A 16,546-nucleotide genomic window follows, 5' to 3' on the forward strand; every position below is an offset into this window, starting at 1 on the left:
AAGTTGATGAGTACCCAAGTGATCAGCCTCGTGTCCATCGGCGCCCACCCCACTTCCGGTCGGCCCCGGCGTGCCGAACAGGACGCCCGGGCCGTGGAACTGGGCCTGCAACTGGCCGGCAACGACCTGCAAGTGCTGCATGCCGGTGATGTGGCCGAACCGGCCCTGCGCGCCTACCTGGGCATGGGGCTGGATGAACTTCACGTCCTGGAAAATCCCGACGAGGCCGACGCCCTGCCGGCCCTGACCGATTACCTGCGTGACGCTGGCGCCCAAGTGGTGCTCACCGGCAGCCAGGCGGAAACCGGTGAAGGCTCGGGCATGCTTCCCTTTCTGCTGGCGGAAAACCTCGGTTGGCCGTTGGTGGTGGGACTGGCCCAGGTCGAATCCATCGACGGCGGCGTGGCGCTGGTGTTGCAAGCCTTGCCCCGCGGCCAACGACGCCGTCTCAAAGTGCGCCTGCCGTTCCTGGCCACTGTGGATAACGCCGCGCCAAAACCTCGGCAAAGCGCCTACGGCCCGGCGCGACGTGGGGCATTGCATGCCGAGGAAGTCGAAGTGATCGACGACACCTTGCTGGCGGTGGCGACCCTGCAACCGGCCAAGCCACGCCCCAAGCGCTTGAAAGTGATCAAGGCCAAGAGCGGCGCCGACCGCATGAAAGCCGCCACGGCCAAGGCCAGCGGCGGAGGCGGGCAAGTGCTCAAGGGCGTGAGCCCGGAGGCCGGGGCCGAGGCCATTCTCAAGTTGTTGATTGAGGAGGGGGTTGTTCGCTAAATCCAGTAACACCTGAATCCCTTTGTGGGAGCGAGCTTGCTCGCGATGGCGATATGTCAGGTTGCATCTTCTTTGCTGACACGCCGCCATCGCGAGCAAGCTCGCTCCCACAGGGGGATGTGTTTGCCCATCCTTGCTGTGTGTGCCTCTGTGGATAACCTGCTTGGCCCCCGCCGTAAACCAGGCCATCCAGGCCTGCGCTCAAAAAACACCCACCTGATCTACTGCAACATCCGGTCATAAAACCGCCGGCCTGGCGGGTTGCCGCGTCTCAAGCCTGTGGGTGAAAAAGGTCGTTTCATCGCCAATGGAGTCCTATCAATGGAAGTAGCAATTCGTCCGGCCTTGCCCACGGATACACGGGAGATCGCTCGTTTGTTCCGGATCTCCTCGGAGGGGGCGTCGGATTACATCTGGAGCCAGCTAGCGGAGCCAGGCCAGGATCTGCTTGACGTGGGCGCTGCGCGTTATGCCCGGGAAGGTGTCGATTTTTCCTACCAGAACTGCCTTGTCGCCCAGGCCAACGGACAGGTCATCGGCATGATGCACGCTTATGTCACGCGTCATGATCCACAGGCGGCCCCAGTCACAGACCCGATCCTGGCGCCCTACGCCGATATGGAAGTGCCCGACACCCTCTATATCTCAAGCTTGGCCCTGCATGAAGGCTGGCGTAACAAGGGGCTGGGCGTTCGCTTCCTCGAACTGGCGCAACAGCGTGCCGATCAACTGGCACTCAAGGGCCTGAGCCTGATCGACTACGCCGCGAATACCGGCGCCCGGCGTTTTTATGAGCGCCATGGCTTTGGCATCGTCAAAACCTGTCAGGTCGTCCCGCATCCGTTGATTCAAGTAACGGGCGCGGCCTACCTCATGCATCGGCCTTAGCCGGCACAGCGGCAACCCTGGCGCGGGGCACAGGTTGGCCCAAATCCTGTGGGAGCGAGCTTGCTCGCGAAAGCGGTATTTCAGGCTACATGTTCGTCGCTGACACACCGCATTCGCGAGCAAGCTCGCTCCCACAGGGGCATGTGTTTACCCACAATCCTTGTGCATCCGCCTGTGGATAACCTGTTCGCCCCTCGCTGCAACCCATGCAAATCGGGCCCTGCCAGTCTACGATCAAAAAGTAGCCAGTCTAACTCACGGTTTTTATTAGCTTTTTGTTGTGAATAACGACTCCTCTCAGGCGAAACTTGCCCCCAATCTCTGTTGGCGCTTCTGTGGATAAGATGTTCGCTCAACGCTGCAAGCCATACGGGCCGGGGTGTTCAGTGCTTTGATCAAAAAACGATCGATTGACGATTTTTATCAGAAAAACCTCCGGAAAACTGCGGTTTACAAGCCGCTCAGAGGGTTTTCCACAGAATCGTCAAAATTACCCCCAAACGCTGTTGGCGCTTCTGTGGATAAGGTGTTTGCTTTCCTCTACGTGCCAGGCGGGGCAAGGCTTTCAGGTCGCTGCTCAATAATTGATCTATTAAGGATAAAAACCGTCATTGTTCATAAGTCACGGTTTTTATTTGCTTTATCATCCCGGATATCCCTTCCCGCGGCGGACTTGTCCCCAATTGCTGTGGGTGCTCATGTGGATAAGTTGTTTGCGAAAGGCTGTGGACCACGGCGGGTATAGTCGAAAACGCGATAGGTCAAATTTCATACAGCTCTAAGGAGCTGACCTGGGCATTGCGAAGGAGCATTTACACGTCATTCGCACCCACGGTTAGATTTCGAGACGTGTTACGGGTAGGAGGGGCAGTGTGCGGTGGTCTTCCAAGTAGACGGTGAGTGTCAGGCCGCTATCGCGAGCAAGCTCGCTCCCACAGGGGTTCTGTGTCGTTCACAAAACCTGTGGGAGCGAGCTTGCTCGCGATGCTTCTGACTTAACCCTGGACCGGAACGCCCTTGAGGTACGGCGCTGGCTCGGCCCCGAGGTTGTTGAGCATGCGCTCGCTGTACCAGTCCACGAAGTTCACCACGCCGAACTCATAGGTCTTGGAGTACGGGCCAGGCTGGTAGGCGGTGGAGTTGATGCCGCGCTGGTTCTCTTCGGCCAGGCGACGGTCCTGGTCGTTGGTGGCGTCCCAGACCTGGCGCATGCGCGCGACGTCGTAGTCCACGCCTTCGACCGCATCCTTGTGCACCAGCCACTTGGTGGTGACCATGGTTTCCTGGGCGCTGATCGGCCACACGGTGAACACGATGATGTGGTCGCCCATGCAGTGGTTCCACGAGTGCGGCAGGTGCAGGATGCGCATCGAGCCCAGGTCCGGGTTCTTGATGCGGCCCATCAGCTTGGCGCAGCCTTGCTTGCCGTCCATGGTCATCGACACGGTGCCCTTGAGCAGTGGCATGCGCACGATGCGGTTGCGCAGGCCGAAACTGGCGTGGGCGTAAGGGATCTTCTCGGCCTCCCAGGCGGCGGCGGAGGCGGCCACGTGGTCCTTGAACGCCTGGTCGGCCCGCGGGTCGGTGACGTCGTCCCATTCCAGCAGGGTCTTGAGCAATTCCGGGTGCGAACCGCCGCAGTGGTAGCACTCGCGGTTGTTTTCCAGCACCAGCTTCCAGTTGGCCTTTTCCATCAAGGTGGTTTGCACCGCCACCTTGGTGTTTTCCATGTCGTACGGTTCCATGTAATGGTTTAGCGTCGACAGGAAATCATCGATGGCCGGCGGATTCTCGGCCAGGCTGATGAAGATGTAGCCGCCCGCGGTCTTCACGTTCACAGGCTTGAGGCCGTACTGCTTCATGTCGAAGTCGGCGCCCATCTCGGTGCCGGCGAACAGCAGGCGACCGTCCAGCTCGTAGGTCCACTGGTGGTAGTGGCAGACCAGTTTGGCGACTTTGCCCTTTTCGCTGGTGCACAGCCGCGAACCGCGGTGGCGGCAGACGTTATGGAAGGCATGCACCACGCCCTCGGCACCGCGAATCACGATGATGGGGTTCTTGCCGATTTGCAGGGTCAGGTAGTTGCCCTTGGCCGGGATCTCGCAGGTCATGCCGGCGATCAACCATTCCTTGTGGAAGATTTCCTGCATGTCGATATCGAACAGGCGCTCATCGCTGTAGAACGGTTGCGGCAGCGAGAAGGTGCGCTCGCGCTCTTGCAGCATTTGCGCGGTGGCCTTGCGTGCGGGTTCCAGCGGATCGCCCAGGCTCAGGGTAGTGGTGTCCATCGTTTTATCCTCGTGGCCCTCTAAGCGGAGCCGGTGAAAATGACTAATCGGTTGTGCTACGCAAGGCAGAAAACTTTGTTTATCTGTTGGGGCGAGTGTGGGGCCGCGCAGGGGCCGAACCTTATCCATGGGCGACATGGCCCAATCTGTTCCCGACGCGCAAGCCCCGGTAGTTAAGGGCTGGTCGCGATAAGTATGTGAATGTCGCAGATAGGTAAATGGTCACCCAGGCGCCTGCGCACAATCGCCATCATGAAGGCCGACAGTCGGCCGTGGAGATCAGCATGTCCAATAACTTCCTGAACCCGGTCACCACCCAGACCTGGGCCAATGGCCGACATATCGTACGTTGCGTCAAAGTCATCCAGGAAACCTGGGATGTGCGCACCTTCTGCTTCATGGCCGATCAGCCGATCATGTTCTTTTTCAAGCCGGGGCAATTCGTCACCCTGGAGCTGGAAATCGAAGGCCAGCCGATCATGCGTTCCTACACTATCTCCAGTTCGCCGTCGGTGCCCTACAGCTTCTCGGTCACCATCAAGCGCGTGCCGGGGGGCAAGGTGTCCAACTGGCTGCACGATACGTTGCATGAAGGCCAGGAGCTGGCGGTGCACGGGCCGGTGGGGTTGTTCAACGCCATCGATTTCCCGAGCCCGAAAGTCCTGTACCTGAGCGGTGGCGTGGGAATCACGCCGTGCATGTCCATGGCCCGCTGGTTCTATGACACCAACGCCAATGTCGACATGACCTTCATCCACAGCGCCCGGTCGCCCAAGGACATCATCTACCACCGCGAGCTGGAACACATGGCGTCGCGGATCGATAACTTCAGCCTGCACCTGATCTGTGAAAAACATGGCCTGGGCGAGCCTTGGGCCGGGTATCGCGGTTACCTGAACCACAAGATGCTGGAATTGATGGTGCCCGACTTCCTCGAGCGCGAAGTGTTCTGTTGCGGCCCGACCCCGTACATGACCGCGGTCAAGCGCCTGCTGGAAGCGGCTGGCTACGACATGAAGCGTTACCACGAGGAGTCCTTCGGCGCCACGCCACCGGAAGCCCGCGCCGACGCCGTGGAACAGGCCGAACAGGCGGCCGACGCGCCGGAAGTCGATGCGGCGGACCTGCACCTGGTGGAATTCACTTCCTCTGGCAAGAGCATCCGCGTGGGCCCGGGCGAAACCGTCCACGCCGCCGCCGCCAAGCTCGGCATGATGATCCCCAAGGCCTGCGGCATGGGCATCTGCGGCACCTGCAAAGTGTTGAAGCTGGGCGGGGAGGTGGAGATGGATCACAACGGCGGGATCACCGAGGACGACGAGGCCGAAGGCTACATCCTGTCGTGCTGCAGCGTGCCGAAGGGGGATGTGCGGATCGATTTCTGATCTGCCCATCCAAGTAGCGGTGAGCACCTCCTGTGGGAGCAAAGCTTGCTCGCGATGCAGGCGACTCGATCCAAAGGAGATCGCGTCGCTTGCATCGCGGGCAAGCCTTGCTCCCACAGGAGCCTCCTTCACCACGGCGGGCATGACAGGTCGGGGCGGCTTTCCTAGCCGGCCATCACTTTCCGAATATCCCCCGCCAGTTCCCGCACTCGCGCTTCTTCGGTGTCCCACGAGCACATGAACCGTGCGCCGCCCTTGCCGATGAAGGTGTAGAAGCGCCAGCCCCTGGCGGTCAGCGCGGCGATGGCCGGTTCCGATAGCTGCAGGAAAACGCCGTTGGCCTGGACCGGGAACATCAGTTCCACGCCGGGAATGTCGTTGACCAGTTCTGCCAGCAATTGGGCGCAGTGGTTGGCGTGGCGGGCGTGTTTGAGCCAGGCGTCGTTTTGCAGCAGGCCGACCCAGGGCGCGGACAGGAAGCGCATTTTCGAGGCCAGTTGCCCGGCCTGTTTGCAGCGATAGTCGAAATCCACGGCCAGGTCATGGTTGAAGAACAGAATCGCTTCCCCCACCGCCATGCCGTTTTTGGTGCCGCCGAAGCACAACACGTCCACGCCGACCTTCCAGGTCAGGTCCGCCGGCGAGCAGCCGAGGAAGGCGCAGGCGTTGGAAAAGCGCGCGCCGTCCATGTGCAGGTTCAGCCCCAGTTCCTTGCAGGTGACGCTGATGGCGCGGATTTCATCCGGCGTGTAGACGCTGCCGACTTCCGTGGCTTGGGTCAGGGTGACGACCCGAGGCTTGGGGTAGTGGATGTCCTGGCGCTTGAGGGCGATCTCGCGGATCGCCTCCGGGGTCAGCTTGCCGTTTTCGGTGCGTGCCAGCAGCAGCTTGGAGCCGTTGGAGAAGAACTCCGGTGCGCCGCATTCGTCAGTTTCGACGTGGGCGGTTTCCGAGCAGATCACGCTGTGATAACTCTGGCACAACGAGGACAGGGCCAGGGAGTTGGCCGCCGTGCCGTTGAACGCGAAGAACACTTCGCAGTCGGTTTCGAACAAGGCCCGGAAATCGTCCGCCGCGCGGTGGGTCCACTCATCGTCGCCGTAGGCACGTTGGTGACCCTGGTTGGCTTCTTCCATGGCGGCCCAGGCTTCGGGGCAAATGCCGGAATAGTTGTCGCTGGCAAACTGTTGACTCTTGTCGGTCATGGCCTTGCTCCTGAATAGAGAGTCCTGGATAAAGAGATCCCTGGCGGAATGCCCGGGTGGGGGCGTTCCCTGGTCCGGCGTGTTTGGGTCCACAGCGCCGTGGTCGATACTGGTGCGCACTTTACCCAAGATTAGTGGGGGAACACACCGGATGTTTCTGTCGGAAAGTATCAATCTCATCGCGCGGCTTTATACATGAACCGGCGTGACGGGGCCCTGGACCTGCTCAAGTGGTTGGCTCTTTTGTCGATGGTCCTCGATCATCTGCGATATGTCGGTTTTTCCGTCGATTGGCTCTATGTGCCGGGACGCCTGGCATTCCCGTGGTTCTGCCTGGCGATGGCGGCGAATCTGGCGCGCAGGGGGGCCAGCGCCGCTCCATGGCGGTACCTGGGCTGGCTGCTGCTATTCAGTGCCGTCAGCGAAATTCCCTACCGTCTGTTCATTCCTGATCCCACCACCCTGAATGTGATGCCAACCCTGGTGCTGGGGTTGTTGGTGGCGCGCTGCTGGCAAACGCCCACCTTGGAGGCGCGATGCCTGGCGGTGATGGCGGTGCTGTTGGCGGCGCTGTTTTCGTCGCAGTTGATGTTCGGTTTCTTTGGTGTACTGCTGCCGCTGGCGATGTTGCTGGTATTCAAGCGTCCCTTGTACATGGCGTTGTTGCCGGGGCTGGTCTGCGTGGCGGCCAACCAGTGGCGGGTGTTGTATGGCGCGGCGTGGTTGGGCGATGGGGTGGCGCTGTGGGGGCTGGTGGCTTGCCTGATCGCGCCATGGCTTGGGCAGGTGCTTTTGCGACACGCTGGTCGTTTTCATCCACCGGCGATGCGGCGTTGGGCGTATGGCCTGTATCCGGCGCATTTCCTGGTTTTGCTTGTGGTTCGCCAGGTCGCTGCTTAATCCGTTGTGGCGAGGGAGCTTGCTCCCGCTGGGCTACGAAGTAGCTCCAAGGCCTGAGAATGCGATTTGTCAGGTGCACCGCGTTTGCCGGTTTTACGACTGCTGCGCAGCCGAGCGGGAGCAAGCTCCCTCGCCACGGAGGTTGGCGCCGGGCCTCCTTTGCAGCGCATGTCGTAAACGCACCTTTGCGTGGCGTCCATAGGCATTTGACATGCCTGCGCCAGCCATACCATCGCATCCAAAGGGCACGACCGAATGGTCCGTGCCTCACCGAGACGAAAGGCGCACCGCCGCCGCTGGGAGAGACGCGATGTTCAGCAAACAAGACCAAATTCAAGGCTACGATGATGCGCTGCTGGCGGCGATGAACGCCGAAGAGCAACGCCAGGAAGATCACATCGAGCTGATCGCGTCGGAGAACTACACCAGCAAGCGCGTGATGGAGGCCCAGGGCAGTGGCCTGACCAACAAGTACGCCGAAGGCTATCCGGGCAAGCGCTACTACGGTGGCTGCGAGCACGTCGACAAAGTCGAAGCCCTGGCCATCGAGCGCGCCAAGCAGTTGTTCGGTGCCGATTACGCCAACGTCCAGCCGCACTCCGGGTCTTCGGCCAACAGCGCCGTGTACCTGGCCCTGCTGCAGGCCGGCGACACCATCCTGGGTATGAGCCTGGCCCATGGCGGTCACCTGACCCACGGTGCCAAGGTGTCGTCCTCGGGCAAACTCTACAACGCGGTGCAATACGGCATCGACACCACCACCGGCCTGATCGACTACGACGAAGTCGAGCGCCTGGCGGTCGAGCACAAGCCGAAAATGATCGTGGCCGGTTTCTCCGCTTACTCCAAGACCCTGGATTTCCCGCGTTTCCGTCAGATCGCCGACAAGGTCGGTGCCCTGCTGTTCGTCGACATGGCCCACGTGGCTGGCCTGGTTGCCGCCGGTCTGTACCCGAACCCGCTGCCGTACGCCGACGTGGTCACCACCACCACCCACAAGACCCTGCGCGGTCCGCGTGGTGGCCTGATCCTGGCCAAGGCCAACGAAGAAATCGAGAAGAAGCTCAACGCCGCGGTATTCCCCGGCGCCCAGGGCGGCCCGCTGATGCACGTGATCGCCGGCAAGGCGGTGTGCTTCAAGGAAGCGGCGGAGCCTGGCTTCAAGGCTTATCAGCAGCAAGTGATCGATAACGCCCAGGCCATGGCTGGCGTGTTCATCAAGCGCGGCTACGATGTAGTGTCCGGTGGTACCGATAACCACCTGTTCCTGGTCAGCCTGATCCGTCAGGGCCTGACCGGCAAGGATGCCGATGCTGCCCTGGGCCGCGCCCACATCACCGTCAACAAGAACGCCGTGCCGAACGACCCGCAATCGCCATTCGTGACGTCGGGCCTGCGCATCGGCACCCCGGCAGTGACCACCCGTGGCTTCAAGGTTACCCAGTGCGTCACGCTGGCCGGCTGGATCTGCGACATTCTCGACAACCTCGGCGATGCCGATGTCGAGGCCAATGTCGCACAGCAAGTGGCGGCCTTGTGCGCGGACTTCCCGGTTTATCGCTGAGTCGGTTTTGGAGTAATGACTATGCAACGCTATTCGGGCTTCGGCCTCTTCAAACACTCACTCAGCCATCACGAAAACTGGCAGCGGATGTGGCGCACGCCGACCCCGAAAAAGGTCTATGACGTGGTCATCGTCGGCGGTGGCGGGCATGGTCTGGCGACCGCCTACTACCTGGCCAAGGAACACGGCATCACCAACGTGGCGGTGGTCGAGAAGGGCTGGTTGGGCGGCGGTAACACCGCGCGCAACACCACCATCGTGCGCTCCAACTACTTGTGGGACGAATCGGCCCACCTGTACGAACACGCGATGAAACTCTGGGAAGGCCTGTCCCAGGACCTGAACTACAACGTGATGTTCTCCCAGCGTGGCGTCTACAACCTGTGCCACACCCTGCAGGACATCCGTGATTCCGAGCGTCGCGTCAGCGCCAACCGTCTCAACGGCGTGGATGGCGAGCTGCTCAACGCCAAGCAAGTGGCCGACGAGATCCCGTACCTGGATTGCTCGAAAAACACCCGCTACCCGGTGATGGGCGCCACCGTCCAGCGTCGCGGCGGCGTGGCCCGTCACGATGCCGTGGCCTGGGGCTTTGCCCGGGCGGCGGACGCGTTGGGCGTGGACCTGATCCAGCAGACCGAAGTGATCGGTTTCCGCAAGGAAAACGGCGTGTGCATCGGCGTGGAAACCAACAAGGGCTTCATCGGCGCCAAGCGCGTCGGCGTGGTGACCGCCGGTAACTCCGGGCACATGGCCAAGCTCGCCGGCTTCCGCCTGCCGATCGAATCCCACCCGCTGCAAGCGTTGGTGTCCGAGCCGATCAAGCCGATCATCGACAGCGTGATCATGTCCAACGCCGTGCACGGCTACATCAGCCAGTCCGACAAGGGCGACCTGGTGATCGGCGCCGGTATCGACGGCTACAACGGCTATGGCCAGCGCGGCTCGTACCCGGTGATCGAACACACCATCCAGGCCATCGTCGAGATGTTCCCGGTGCTTTCGCGGGTGCGCATGAACCGCCAGTGGGGCGGCATCGTCGACACCACGCCGGACGCCTGCCCGATCATCTCCAAGACCCCGGTGCCGAACATGTTCTTCAACTGCGGTTGGGGCACCGGCGGCTTCAAGGCCACTCCGGGTTCGGGCAACGTCTTCGCTGCAAGCCTGGCCAAGGGTGAAATGCACCCGCTGGCCGCGCCGTTTTCCATCGACCGTTTCCACAACGGCGCACTGATCGACGAACACGGCGCTGCTGCCGTCGCCCACTAACAGGAGAAATCCCTATGTTGCACATCTTCTGTCCTCACTGCGGCGAACTGCGCTCCGAAGAGGAATTCCACGCATCCGGCCAGGCGCATATCCCGCGTCCGCTGGATCCGAACGCCTGCACCGACGAGGAGTGGGGCGACTACATGTTCTTCCGTGACAACCCACGCGGGTTGCACCATGAACTGTGGGACCACGTCGCCGGTTGCCGCCAGTACTTCAACGTGACCCGTGACACCGTGACCTACGAGATTCTCGAAACCTACAAGATCGGCCAAAAGCCGCAGTTCACCGACAAGGCTGACAGTCCGAAAGCGGCTGCACAGGCTCTGGGAGAGAAGGTATGAGCCAGATCAATCGCCTGTCCAACGGCGGACGGATCGACCGCAACAAAGTGCTGAGCTTCACCTTCAACGGCCAGACCTACAAAGGTTTCGAGGGCGACTCCCTGGCCGCTGCGCTGCTGGCCAACGGTGTCGACATCATCGGTCGCAGCTTCAAGTATTCCCGGCCGCGCGGCATCTTCGCCGCCGGTGCCGAAGAGCCGAACGCCGTGCTGCAGATCGGGGCCACCGAAGCCACGCAGATCCCGAACGTGCGCGCCACGCAACAGGCGCTGTACCAAGGTTTGGTCGCCACCAGCACCAACGGCTGGCCGAACGTGAACAACGACATGATGGGCATTCTCGGCAAGGTCGGCGGCAAGCTGATGCCGCCGGGCTTCTACTACAAAACCTTCATGTACCCGCAATCGTTCTGGATGACCTACGAGAAGTACATCCGCAAGGCCGCCGGCCTGGGTCGCTCGCCGACCGAGAACGATCCGGACACCTACGACTACATGAACCGTCACTGCGACGTGTTGGTCGTCGGTGCCGGCCCTGCTGGTTTGGCCGCCGCACTGGCCGCGGCCCGCAGCGGTGCGCGCGTCATCCTGGCCGATGAGCAGGAAGAGTTCGGCGGCAGCCTGCTCGATTCCCGCGAGAGCCTGGACGGCAAGCCGGCGACCGAATGGGTCGCGGCTGTGGTGGCTGAACTGCGCTCGATGCCCGAAGTGGTGTTGCTGCCTCGTGCCACGGTGAACGGTTACCACGACCATAACTTCCTGACCATCCACGAACGCCTCACCGACCACCTCGGTGACCGCGCACCGGTCGGCCAGGTCCGCCAGCGCATCAACCGCGTTCGCGCCAAGCGCGTGGTGCTGGCGACCGGCGCCTGCGAGCGCCCGCTGGTCTACGGCAACAACGACGTGCCGGGCAACATGCTGGCCGGTGCGGTGTCCACCTACGTGCGTCGCTACGGCGTGGCACCGGGCAAGAAACTGGTGCTGAGCACCAACAACGACCACGCCTATCGCGTCGCCCTGGACTGGTTCGACGCCGGTCTGCAAGTGGTGGCCGTGGCCGATGCGCGCAGCAACCCACGTGGCGCGCTGGTGGAAGAAGCCCGCGCCAAGGGCATCCGTATCCTCACCGGCAGTGCCGTGGTCGAGGCCCGTGGCAGCAAGCGCGTCACCGGGGCACGTGTTGCCGCGATCGACGTCCGCGCCCATAAAGTCACCAGCCCTGGCGAATGGCTGGACTGCGACCTGGTGGCCAGCTCCGGCGGCTACAGCCCGGTGGTCCACCTGGCTTCGCACCTGGGCGGCAAGCCGATCTGGCGTGAAGACATCCTCGGTTTCGTACCGGGCGAAGCACCGCAAAAACGTGTATGCGTCGGCGGTGTGAACGGTGTCTACAGCCTCGGCGACAGCTTGGCCGACGGTTTTGAAGGCGGCGTGCGCGCGGCCAGCGAAGCTGGCTTCAAAGCGGTGGAGGGCGTGTTGCCCAAAGCCCTGAGCCGTCATGAAGAGCCGACTCTGGCGCTGTTCCAGGTGCCGCACGAAAAATCCACCGCACGGGCGCCGAAGCAATTCGTCGACCTGCAGAACGACGTCACCGCCGCCGCCATCGAACTCGCCACCCGCGAAGGCTTCGAGTCGGTGGAACACGTCAAGCGCTACACCGCACTGGGCTTCGGTACCGACCAGGGCAAACTGGGCAACGTCAACGGCCTGGCCATCGCGGCCCGTTCGCTGAACGTGAGCATCCCGCAGATGGGCACCACCATGTTCCGTCCGAACTACACGCCGGTGACCTTCGGCGCGGTGGCTGGCCGGCACTGTGGGCACATCTTCGAGCCGGTGCGTTTCACCGCACTGCATGCCTGGCATGTGAAAAACGGTGCCGAGTTCGAAGACGTCGGCCAGTGGAAACGCCCTTGGTACTTCCCGAAGAACGGCGAAGACATGCACGCCGCGGTCAAGCGCGAATGCAAGGCGGTGCGTGACAGCGTCGGCCTGCTGGACGCCTCGACCCTGGGCAAGATCGACATCCAGGGCCCGGATGCCCGCGAGTTCCTCAACCGCGTCTACACCAACGCCTGGACCAAGCTCGACGTGGGCAAGGCGCGCTACGGCCTGATGTGCAAGGAAGACGGCATGGTCTTCGACGACGGCGTAACGGCCTGTCTGGCGGACAACCACTTCCTGATGACCACCACCACGGGCGGCGCGGCACGCGTGCTGCAATGGCTGGAGATCTATCACCAGACCGAATGGCCGGACCTGAAGGTGTACTTCACCTCGGTCACCGACCACTGGGCGACCATGACCCTGTCGGGCCCCAACAGCCGCAAGCTGCTGAGCGAAGTCACCGACATCGACCTGGACAAGGACGCGTTCCCGTTCATGACCTGGAAGGAAGGCCTGGTGGGCGGCGTGCCGGCACGGGTGTTCCGGATCTCGTTCACCGGTGAACTGTCGTACGAAATCAACGTACAGGCCGACTACGCCATGGGCGTGCTCGAGCAGATCGTCGAGGCCGGGAAGAAATACAACCTGACCCCGTATGGCACCGAGACCATGCACGTATTGCGGGCCGAGAAGGGCTTCATCATCGTCGGTCAGGACACCGACGGCTCGATGACGCCGGACGACCTGAACATGGGCTGGTGCGTAGGCCGGACCAAACCGTTCTCGTGGATCGGCTGGCGTGGCATGAATCGCGAAGATTGCGTGCGTGAAGACCGCAAGCAACTGGTGGGGCTCAAGCCGATCGACCCGAATGTCTGGCTGCCGGAAGGTGCGCAACTGGTGTTCAACACCAAGCAGGCGATCCCGATGACCATGGTCGGTCACGTGACCTCCAGCTACGCCCACAACTCCCTGGGTTATTCGTTTGCGATGGGTGTGGTCAAGGGCGGCCTGAAGCGGATGGGCGAGCGAGTGTTCGCGCCATTGGCCGATGGCAGCGTGATCGAGGCAGAGATCGTTTCTTCGGTGTTCTTCGATCCGAAGGGGGATCGGCAGAATATCTAGTGGCTAGAGGTCCTGTGGGAGACTGGCGATGCCGCGTCGGCATCATCGCGAGCAAGCTCGCTCCCACAGTTGATCGCGTAACCCTTGTGGGAGCGAGCTTGCTCGCGATGACGGCCTGACAGCCACCACAAGGGTTTGACTCAACAGCATTCAGACAGGTGCTCCACATGACCGCAGTCAACGTGTACCAACAACGCCCAACCACCGGGGCCAAGGCCGAGTCGTCGCTGCACCATGCCGACCTCGCCAGCCTGGTGGGCAAGGGTCGCAAGAACGCCGGTGTGACCGTGCGCGAGAAAAAACTCCTGGGCCACCTGACCCTCCGTGGCGACGGTCACGACCCGGCGTTCGCCGCAGGCGTGCACAGGGCCCTGGGCCTGGAATTGCCAGGCGCCCTGACCGTCATCGTCAAGGGTGAAACCAGCCTGCAATGGCTCGGCCCGGATGAATGGCTGCTGGTGGTGCCCACTGGCGAAGAATTCGCCGCCGAGCAGAAACTGCGTGAAGCCCTGGGCGACCTGCACATCCAGATCGTCAATGTCAGCGGCGGCCAGCAGATCCTCGAGCTGTCCGGCCCGAACGTGCGCGACGTGCTGATGAAATCCACCAGCTACGATGTACACCCAAGCAACTTCCCGGTGGGCAAGGCCGTGGGTACGGTGTTCGCCAAGTCGCAACTGGTGATCCGCCATACCGGCGAAGACACCTGGGAACTGGTGATCCGCCGCAGCTTCTCCGATTACTGGTGGCTGTGGTTGCAGGATGCCGCGGCTGAGTATGGGTTAAGCGTGCAGGCCTGATTGATGGCCTCGGAATGCTTTTGTGGCGAGGGAGCTTGCTCCCGCTGGGTTGCGAAGCAGCCCCCAATATCAGGCGACTGCTGCGCAGTCGAGCGGGAGCAAGCTCCCTCGCCACAGGGTTCTTTGTCGCCCAGTAAATTTTGAACAGGAGTCACCGCAATGAGCCGCGCCCCGGATACATGGATCTTGACTGCCGACTGCCCCAGCGTGCTCGGCACCGTGGACGCGGTGACCCGCTTTCTGTTCGAGCAGGGTTGCTATGTCACCGAACACCATTCCTTTGACGACCGGCTCTCGGCGCGTTTCTTCATTCGCGTGGAGTTTCGCCAGCCCGACGGTTTTGACGAGCAGGACTTTCGCGCCGGCCTGGCCGAGCGTGCGCAAGCCTTCGGCATGGTCTTCGAACTGACGCCGCCCAACTACCGGCCCAAAGTGGTGATCATGGTCTCCAAGGCCGATCACTGCCTCAACGATTTGCTCTACCGCCAGCGCATCGGCCAGTTGTCCATGGACGTGGTGGCCGTGGTGTCCAACCACCCCGACCTCAAGCCGCTGGCCGACTGGCACCAGATTCCCTACTACCATTTCCCCCTGGACCCGAACGACAAGCCGGCCCAGGAGCGACAGGTGTGGCAGGTGATCGAAGACACCGGTGCCGAGTTGGTGATCCTTGCCCGCTACATGCAAGTGCTGTCGCCGGAGTTGTGTCGCAAGCTCGACGGCAAGGCGATCAACATCCATCACTCGCTGCTGCCGGGCTTCAAAGGGGCCAAGCCGTATCACCAGGCCTATAACAAAGGCGTGAAGCTGGTGGGCGCCACGGCGCACTACATCAACAACGACCTGGACGAAGGTCCGATCATCGCCCAGGGCGTGGAAGTGGTGGACCACAGCCACTATCCCGAAGACTTGATTGCCAAGGGCCGGGACATCGAAGGGCTCACCTTGGCCCGGGCGGTGGGGTATCACATTGAAAGACGGGTGTTCTTGAACGCCAATCGCACGGTCGTTCTTTAGATTTTTAGGGCCGCTTCGCAGCCCATTCGCGGGCAAGCCCGCTCCCACAGGATTTGTGTCGCTATGCAGATCCCAGATCCACCAAAAATACAATGTGGGAGCGGGCTTGCCCGCGAAGAGGCCCTTTCAGACAGCAAAGAAACAAGACACAAGCACTAACCCGAGCAATCAACGCGCTGCCTGCCTGGGCAACGCAGTTCCACAAAAACAACAGCGAGGTGAAAGCATGTCTGGTAATCGTGGTGTCGTGTATCTCGGCAACGGCAAGGTCGAAGTACAGAAAATCGACTATCCAAAAATGCAGGACCCGCGCGGCAGGAAGATTGAGCACGGTGTCATCCTGCGCGTGGTCTCCACCAACATCTGCGGCTCCGACCAGCACATGGTCCGCGGCCGTACCACTGCCCAGACCGGCCTGGTCCTGGGTCACGAGATCACCGGTGAAGTGATCGAAAAGGGCAGCGACGTCGAGAACCTGAAAATCGGTGACCTGGTGTCGGTGCCGTTCAACGTGGCTTGCGGGCGCTGCCGTTCCTGCAAGGAGCAACACACGGGCGTCTGCCTGAGCGTCAACCCGGCCCGTGCCGGCGGTGCCTACGGTTATGTGGACATGGGCGACTGGACTGGCGGCCAAGCCGAATACGTACTAGTGCCGTACGCCGATTTCAACCTGCTGAAACTGCCGGACCGCGACAAGGCCATGGAGAAGATCCGTGACCTGACCTGCCTGTCCGACATCCTGCCGACCGGCTACCACGGCGCCGTCACTGCTGGGGTTGGCCCTGGCAGCACCGTCTACATCGCGGGTGCCGGTCCGGTTGGCCTGGCGGCTGCCGCTTCCGCTCGCCTGTTGGGCGCGGCGGTGGTGATCATCGGCGACGTCAACCCGATCCGCCTGGCTCACGCCAAGGCCCAGGGTTTCGAAATCGCCGACCTGTCCACCGATACACCGTTGCACGAACAGATCGCTGCGCTGCTGGGCGAGCCTGAAGTCGACTGTGCTGTCGATGCAGTAGGCTTCGAAGCCCGCGGCCATGGCCATGACGGCGTCAAGCACGAAGCCCCGGCCACCGTGCTCAACTCGTTGATGGG

At 62.0% G+C, this 16,546-nt stretch carries 13 protein-coding genes; 11 read left to right on the forward strand and 2 right to left on the reverse strand.

Annotation, left to right across the window (positions count from 1 at the left end):
• Positions 1–6: 6 nt before the first annotated feature.
• Together BLO80_RS09160 and BLO80_RS09165 are read left to right on the forward strand one after the other, a co-directional pair.
• Positions 7–777, forward strand: coding sequence for an electron transfer flavoprotein subunit beta (locus BLO80_RS09160; protein WP_092333346.1), 771 nt, complete (start codon positions 7–9; stop codon positions 775–777).
• A 321-nt stretch (positions 778–1,098) separates the two neighbouring features.
• Positions 1,099–1,665, forward strand: a complete 567-nt coding sequence (locus BLO80_RS09165) for a GNAT family N-acetyltransferase (RefSeq protein WP_092333344.1) — start codon at positions 1,099–1,101, stop codon at positions 1,663–1,665.
• Between the two features lie 995 nt (positions 1,666–2,660).
• Here the strand turns inward: BLO80_RS09165 and gbcA are convergent.
• Entirely contained in the window at positions 2,661–3,953 is a 1,293-nt protein-coding gene (gene gbcA, locus BLO80_RS09170; protein WP_092333342.1) for a glycine-betaine demethylase subunit GbcA, read from the reverse strand.
• Between the two features lie 284 nt (positions 3,954–4,237).
• On the opposite strand from gbcA, the gene gbcB reads away from it, so the two are divergent.
• Complete coding sequence (gbcB, locus tag BLO80_RS09180; RefSeq protein ID WP_092333406.1) at positions 4,238–5,338, forward strand: glycine-betaine demethylase subunit GbcB; 1,101 nt, start codon at positions 4,238–4,240, stop codon at positions 5,336–5,338.
• A gap of 164 nt (positions 5,339–5,502) precedes the next feature.
• Here gbcB and BLO80_RS09185 read toward each other — a convergent pair whose 3' ends face one another.
• Positions 5,503–6,543 carry a threonine aldolase family protein gene (locus BLO80_RS09185; protein WP_092333340.1) on the reverse strand — a complete coding sequence of 347 codons (1,041 nt, stop codon included), beginning with the start codon at positions 6,541–6,543 and terminating at the stop codon, positions 5,503–5,505.
• Positions 6,544–6,738: 195 nt separating this feature from the next.
• Here BLO80_RS09185 and BLO80_RS09190 point away from each other — a divergent pair, with 195 nt between their 5' ends.
• The 8 genes from BLO80_RS09190 to BLO80_RS09225 form a co-directional block, all read left to right on the forward strand.
• Entirely contained in the window at positions 6,739–7,443 is a 705-nt protein-coding gene (locus tag BLO80_RS09190) for a TraX family protein (protein WP_092333338.1), read from the forward strand.
• Between the two features lie 310 nt (positions 7,444–7,753).
• Positions 7,754–9,007 (forward strand): serine hydroxymethyltransferase, encoded by a 1,254-nt coding sequence (gene glyA, locus BLO80_RS09195; protein ID WP_003206308.1) that lies wholly within the window; start codon positions 7,754–7,756, stop codon positions 9,005–9,007.
• Positions 9,008–9,028: 21 nt separating this feature from the next.
• The gene (locus BLO80_RS09200; RefSeq protein WP_003206307.1) at positions 9,029–10,279 is read left to right on the forward strand and encodes a sarcosine oxidase subunit beta; all 1,251 of its coding nucleotides are present in this window, start codon (positions 9,029–9,031) and stop codon (positions 10,277–10,279) included.
• 14 nt (positions 10,280–10,293) lie between these two features.
• Positions 10,294–10,623 (forward strand): sarcosine oxidase subunit delta, encoded by a 330-nt coding sequence (locus BLO80_RS09205; RefSeq protein WP_014340581.1) that lies wholly within the window; start codon positions 10,294–10,296, stop codon positions 10,621–10,623.
• Entirely contained in the window at positions 10,620–13,637 is a 3,018-nt protein-coding gene (locus tag BLO80_RS09210) for a sarcosine oxidase subunit alpha (protein ID WP_092333336.1), read from the forward strand. Before BLO80_RS09205 ends, BLO80_RS09210 begins: the two co-directional genes overlap by 4 nt.
• Before the next feature lie 167 nt (positions 13,638–13,804).
• The gene (locus tag BLO80_RS09215; protein WP_092333334.1) at positions 13,805–14,437 is read left to right on the forward strand and encodes a sarcosine oxidase subunit gamma; all 633 of its coding nucleotides are present in this window, start codon (positions 13,805–13,807) and stop codon (positions 14,435–14,437) included.
• A 159-nt stretch (positions 14,438–14,596) separates the two neighbouring features.
• Complete coding sequence (gene purU, locus BLO80_RS09220; protein ID WP_092333332.1) at positions 14,597–15,454, forward strand: formyltetrahydrofolate deformylase; 858 nt, start codon at positions 14,597–14,599, stop codon at positions 15,452–15,454.
• A 226-nt stretch (positions 15,455–15,680) separates the two neighbouring features.
• On the forward strand, positions 15,681–16,546 hold an 866-nt coding region (locus BLO80_RS09225), incomplete at its 3' end, for an alcohol dehydrogenase catalytic domain-containing protein (RefSeq protein ID WP_092340892.1).

This window comes from Pseudomonas sp. NFACC56-3, from assembly GCF_900100025.1.
Taxonomy (GTDB): Bacteria; Pseudomonadota; Gammaproteobacteria; order Pseudomonadales; family Pseudomonadaceae; genus Aquipseudomonas; species Aquipseudomonas fluorescens_AA.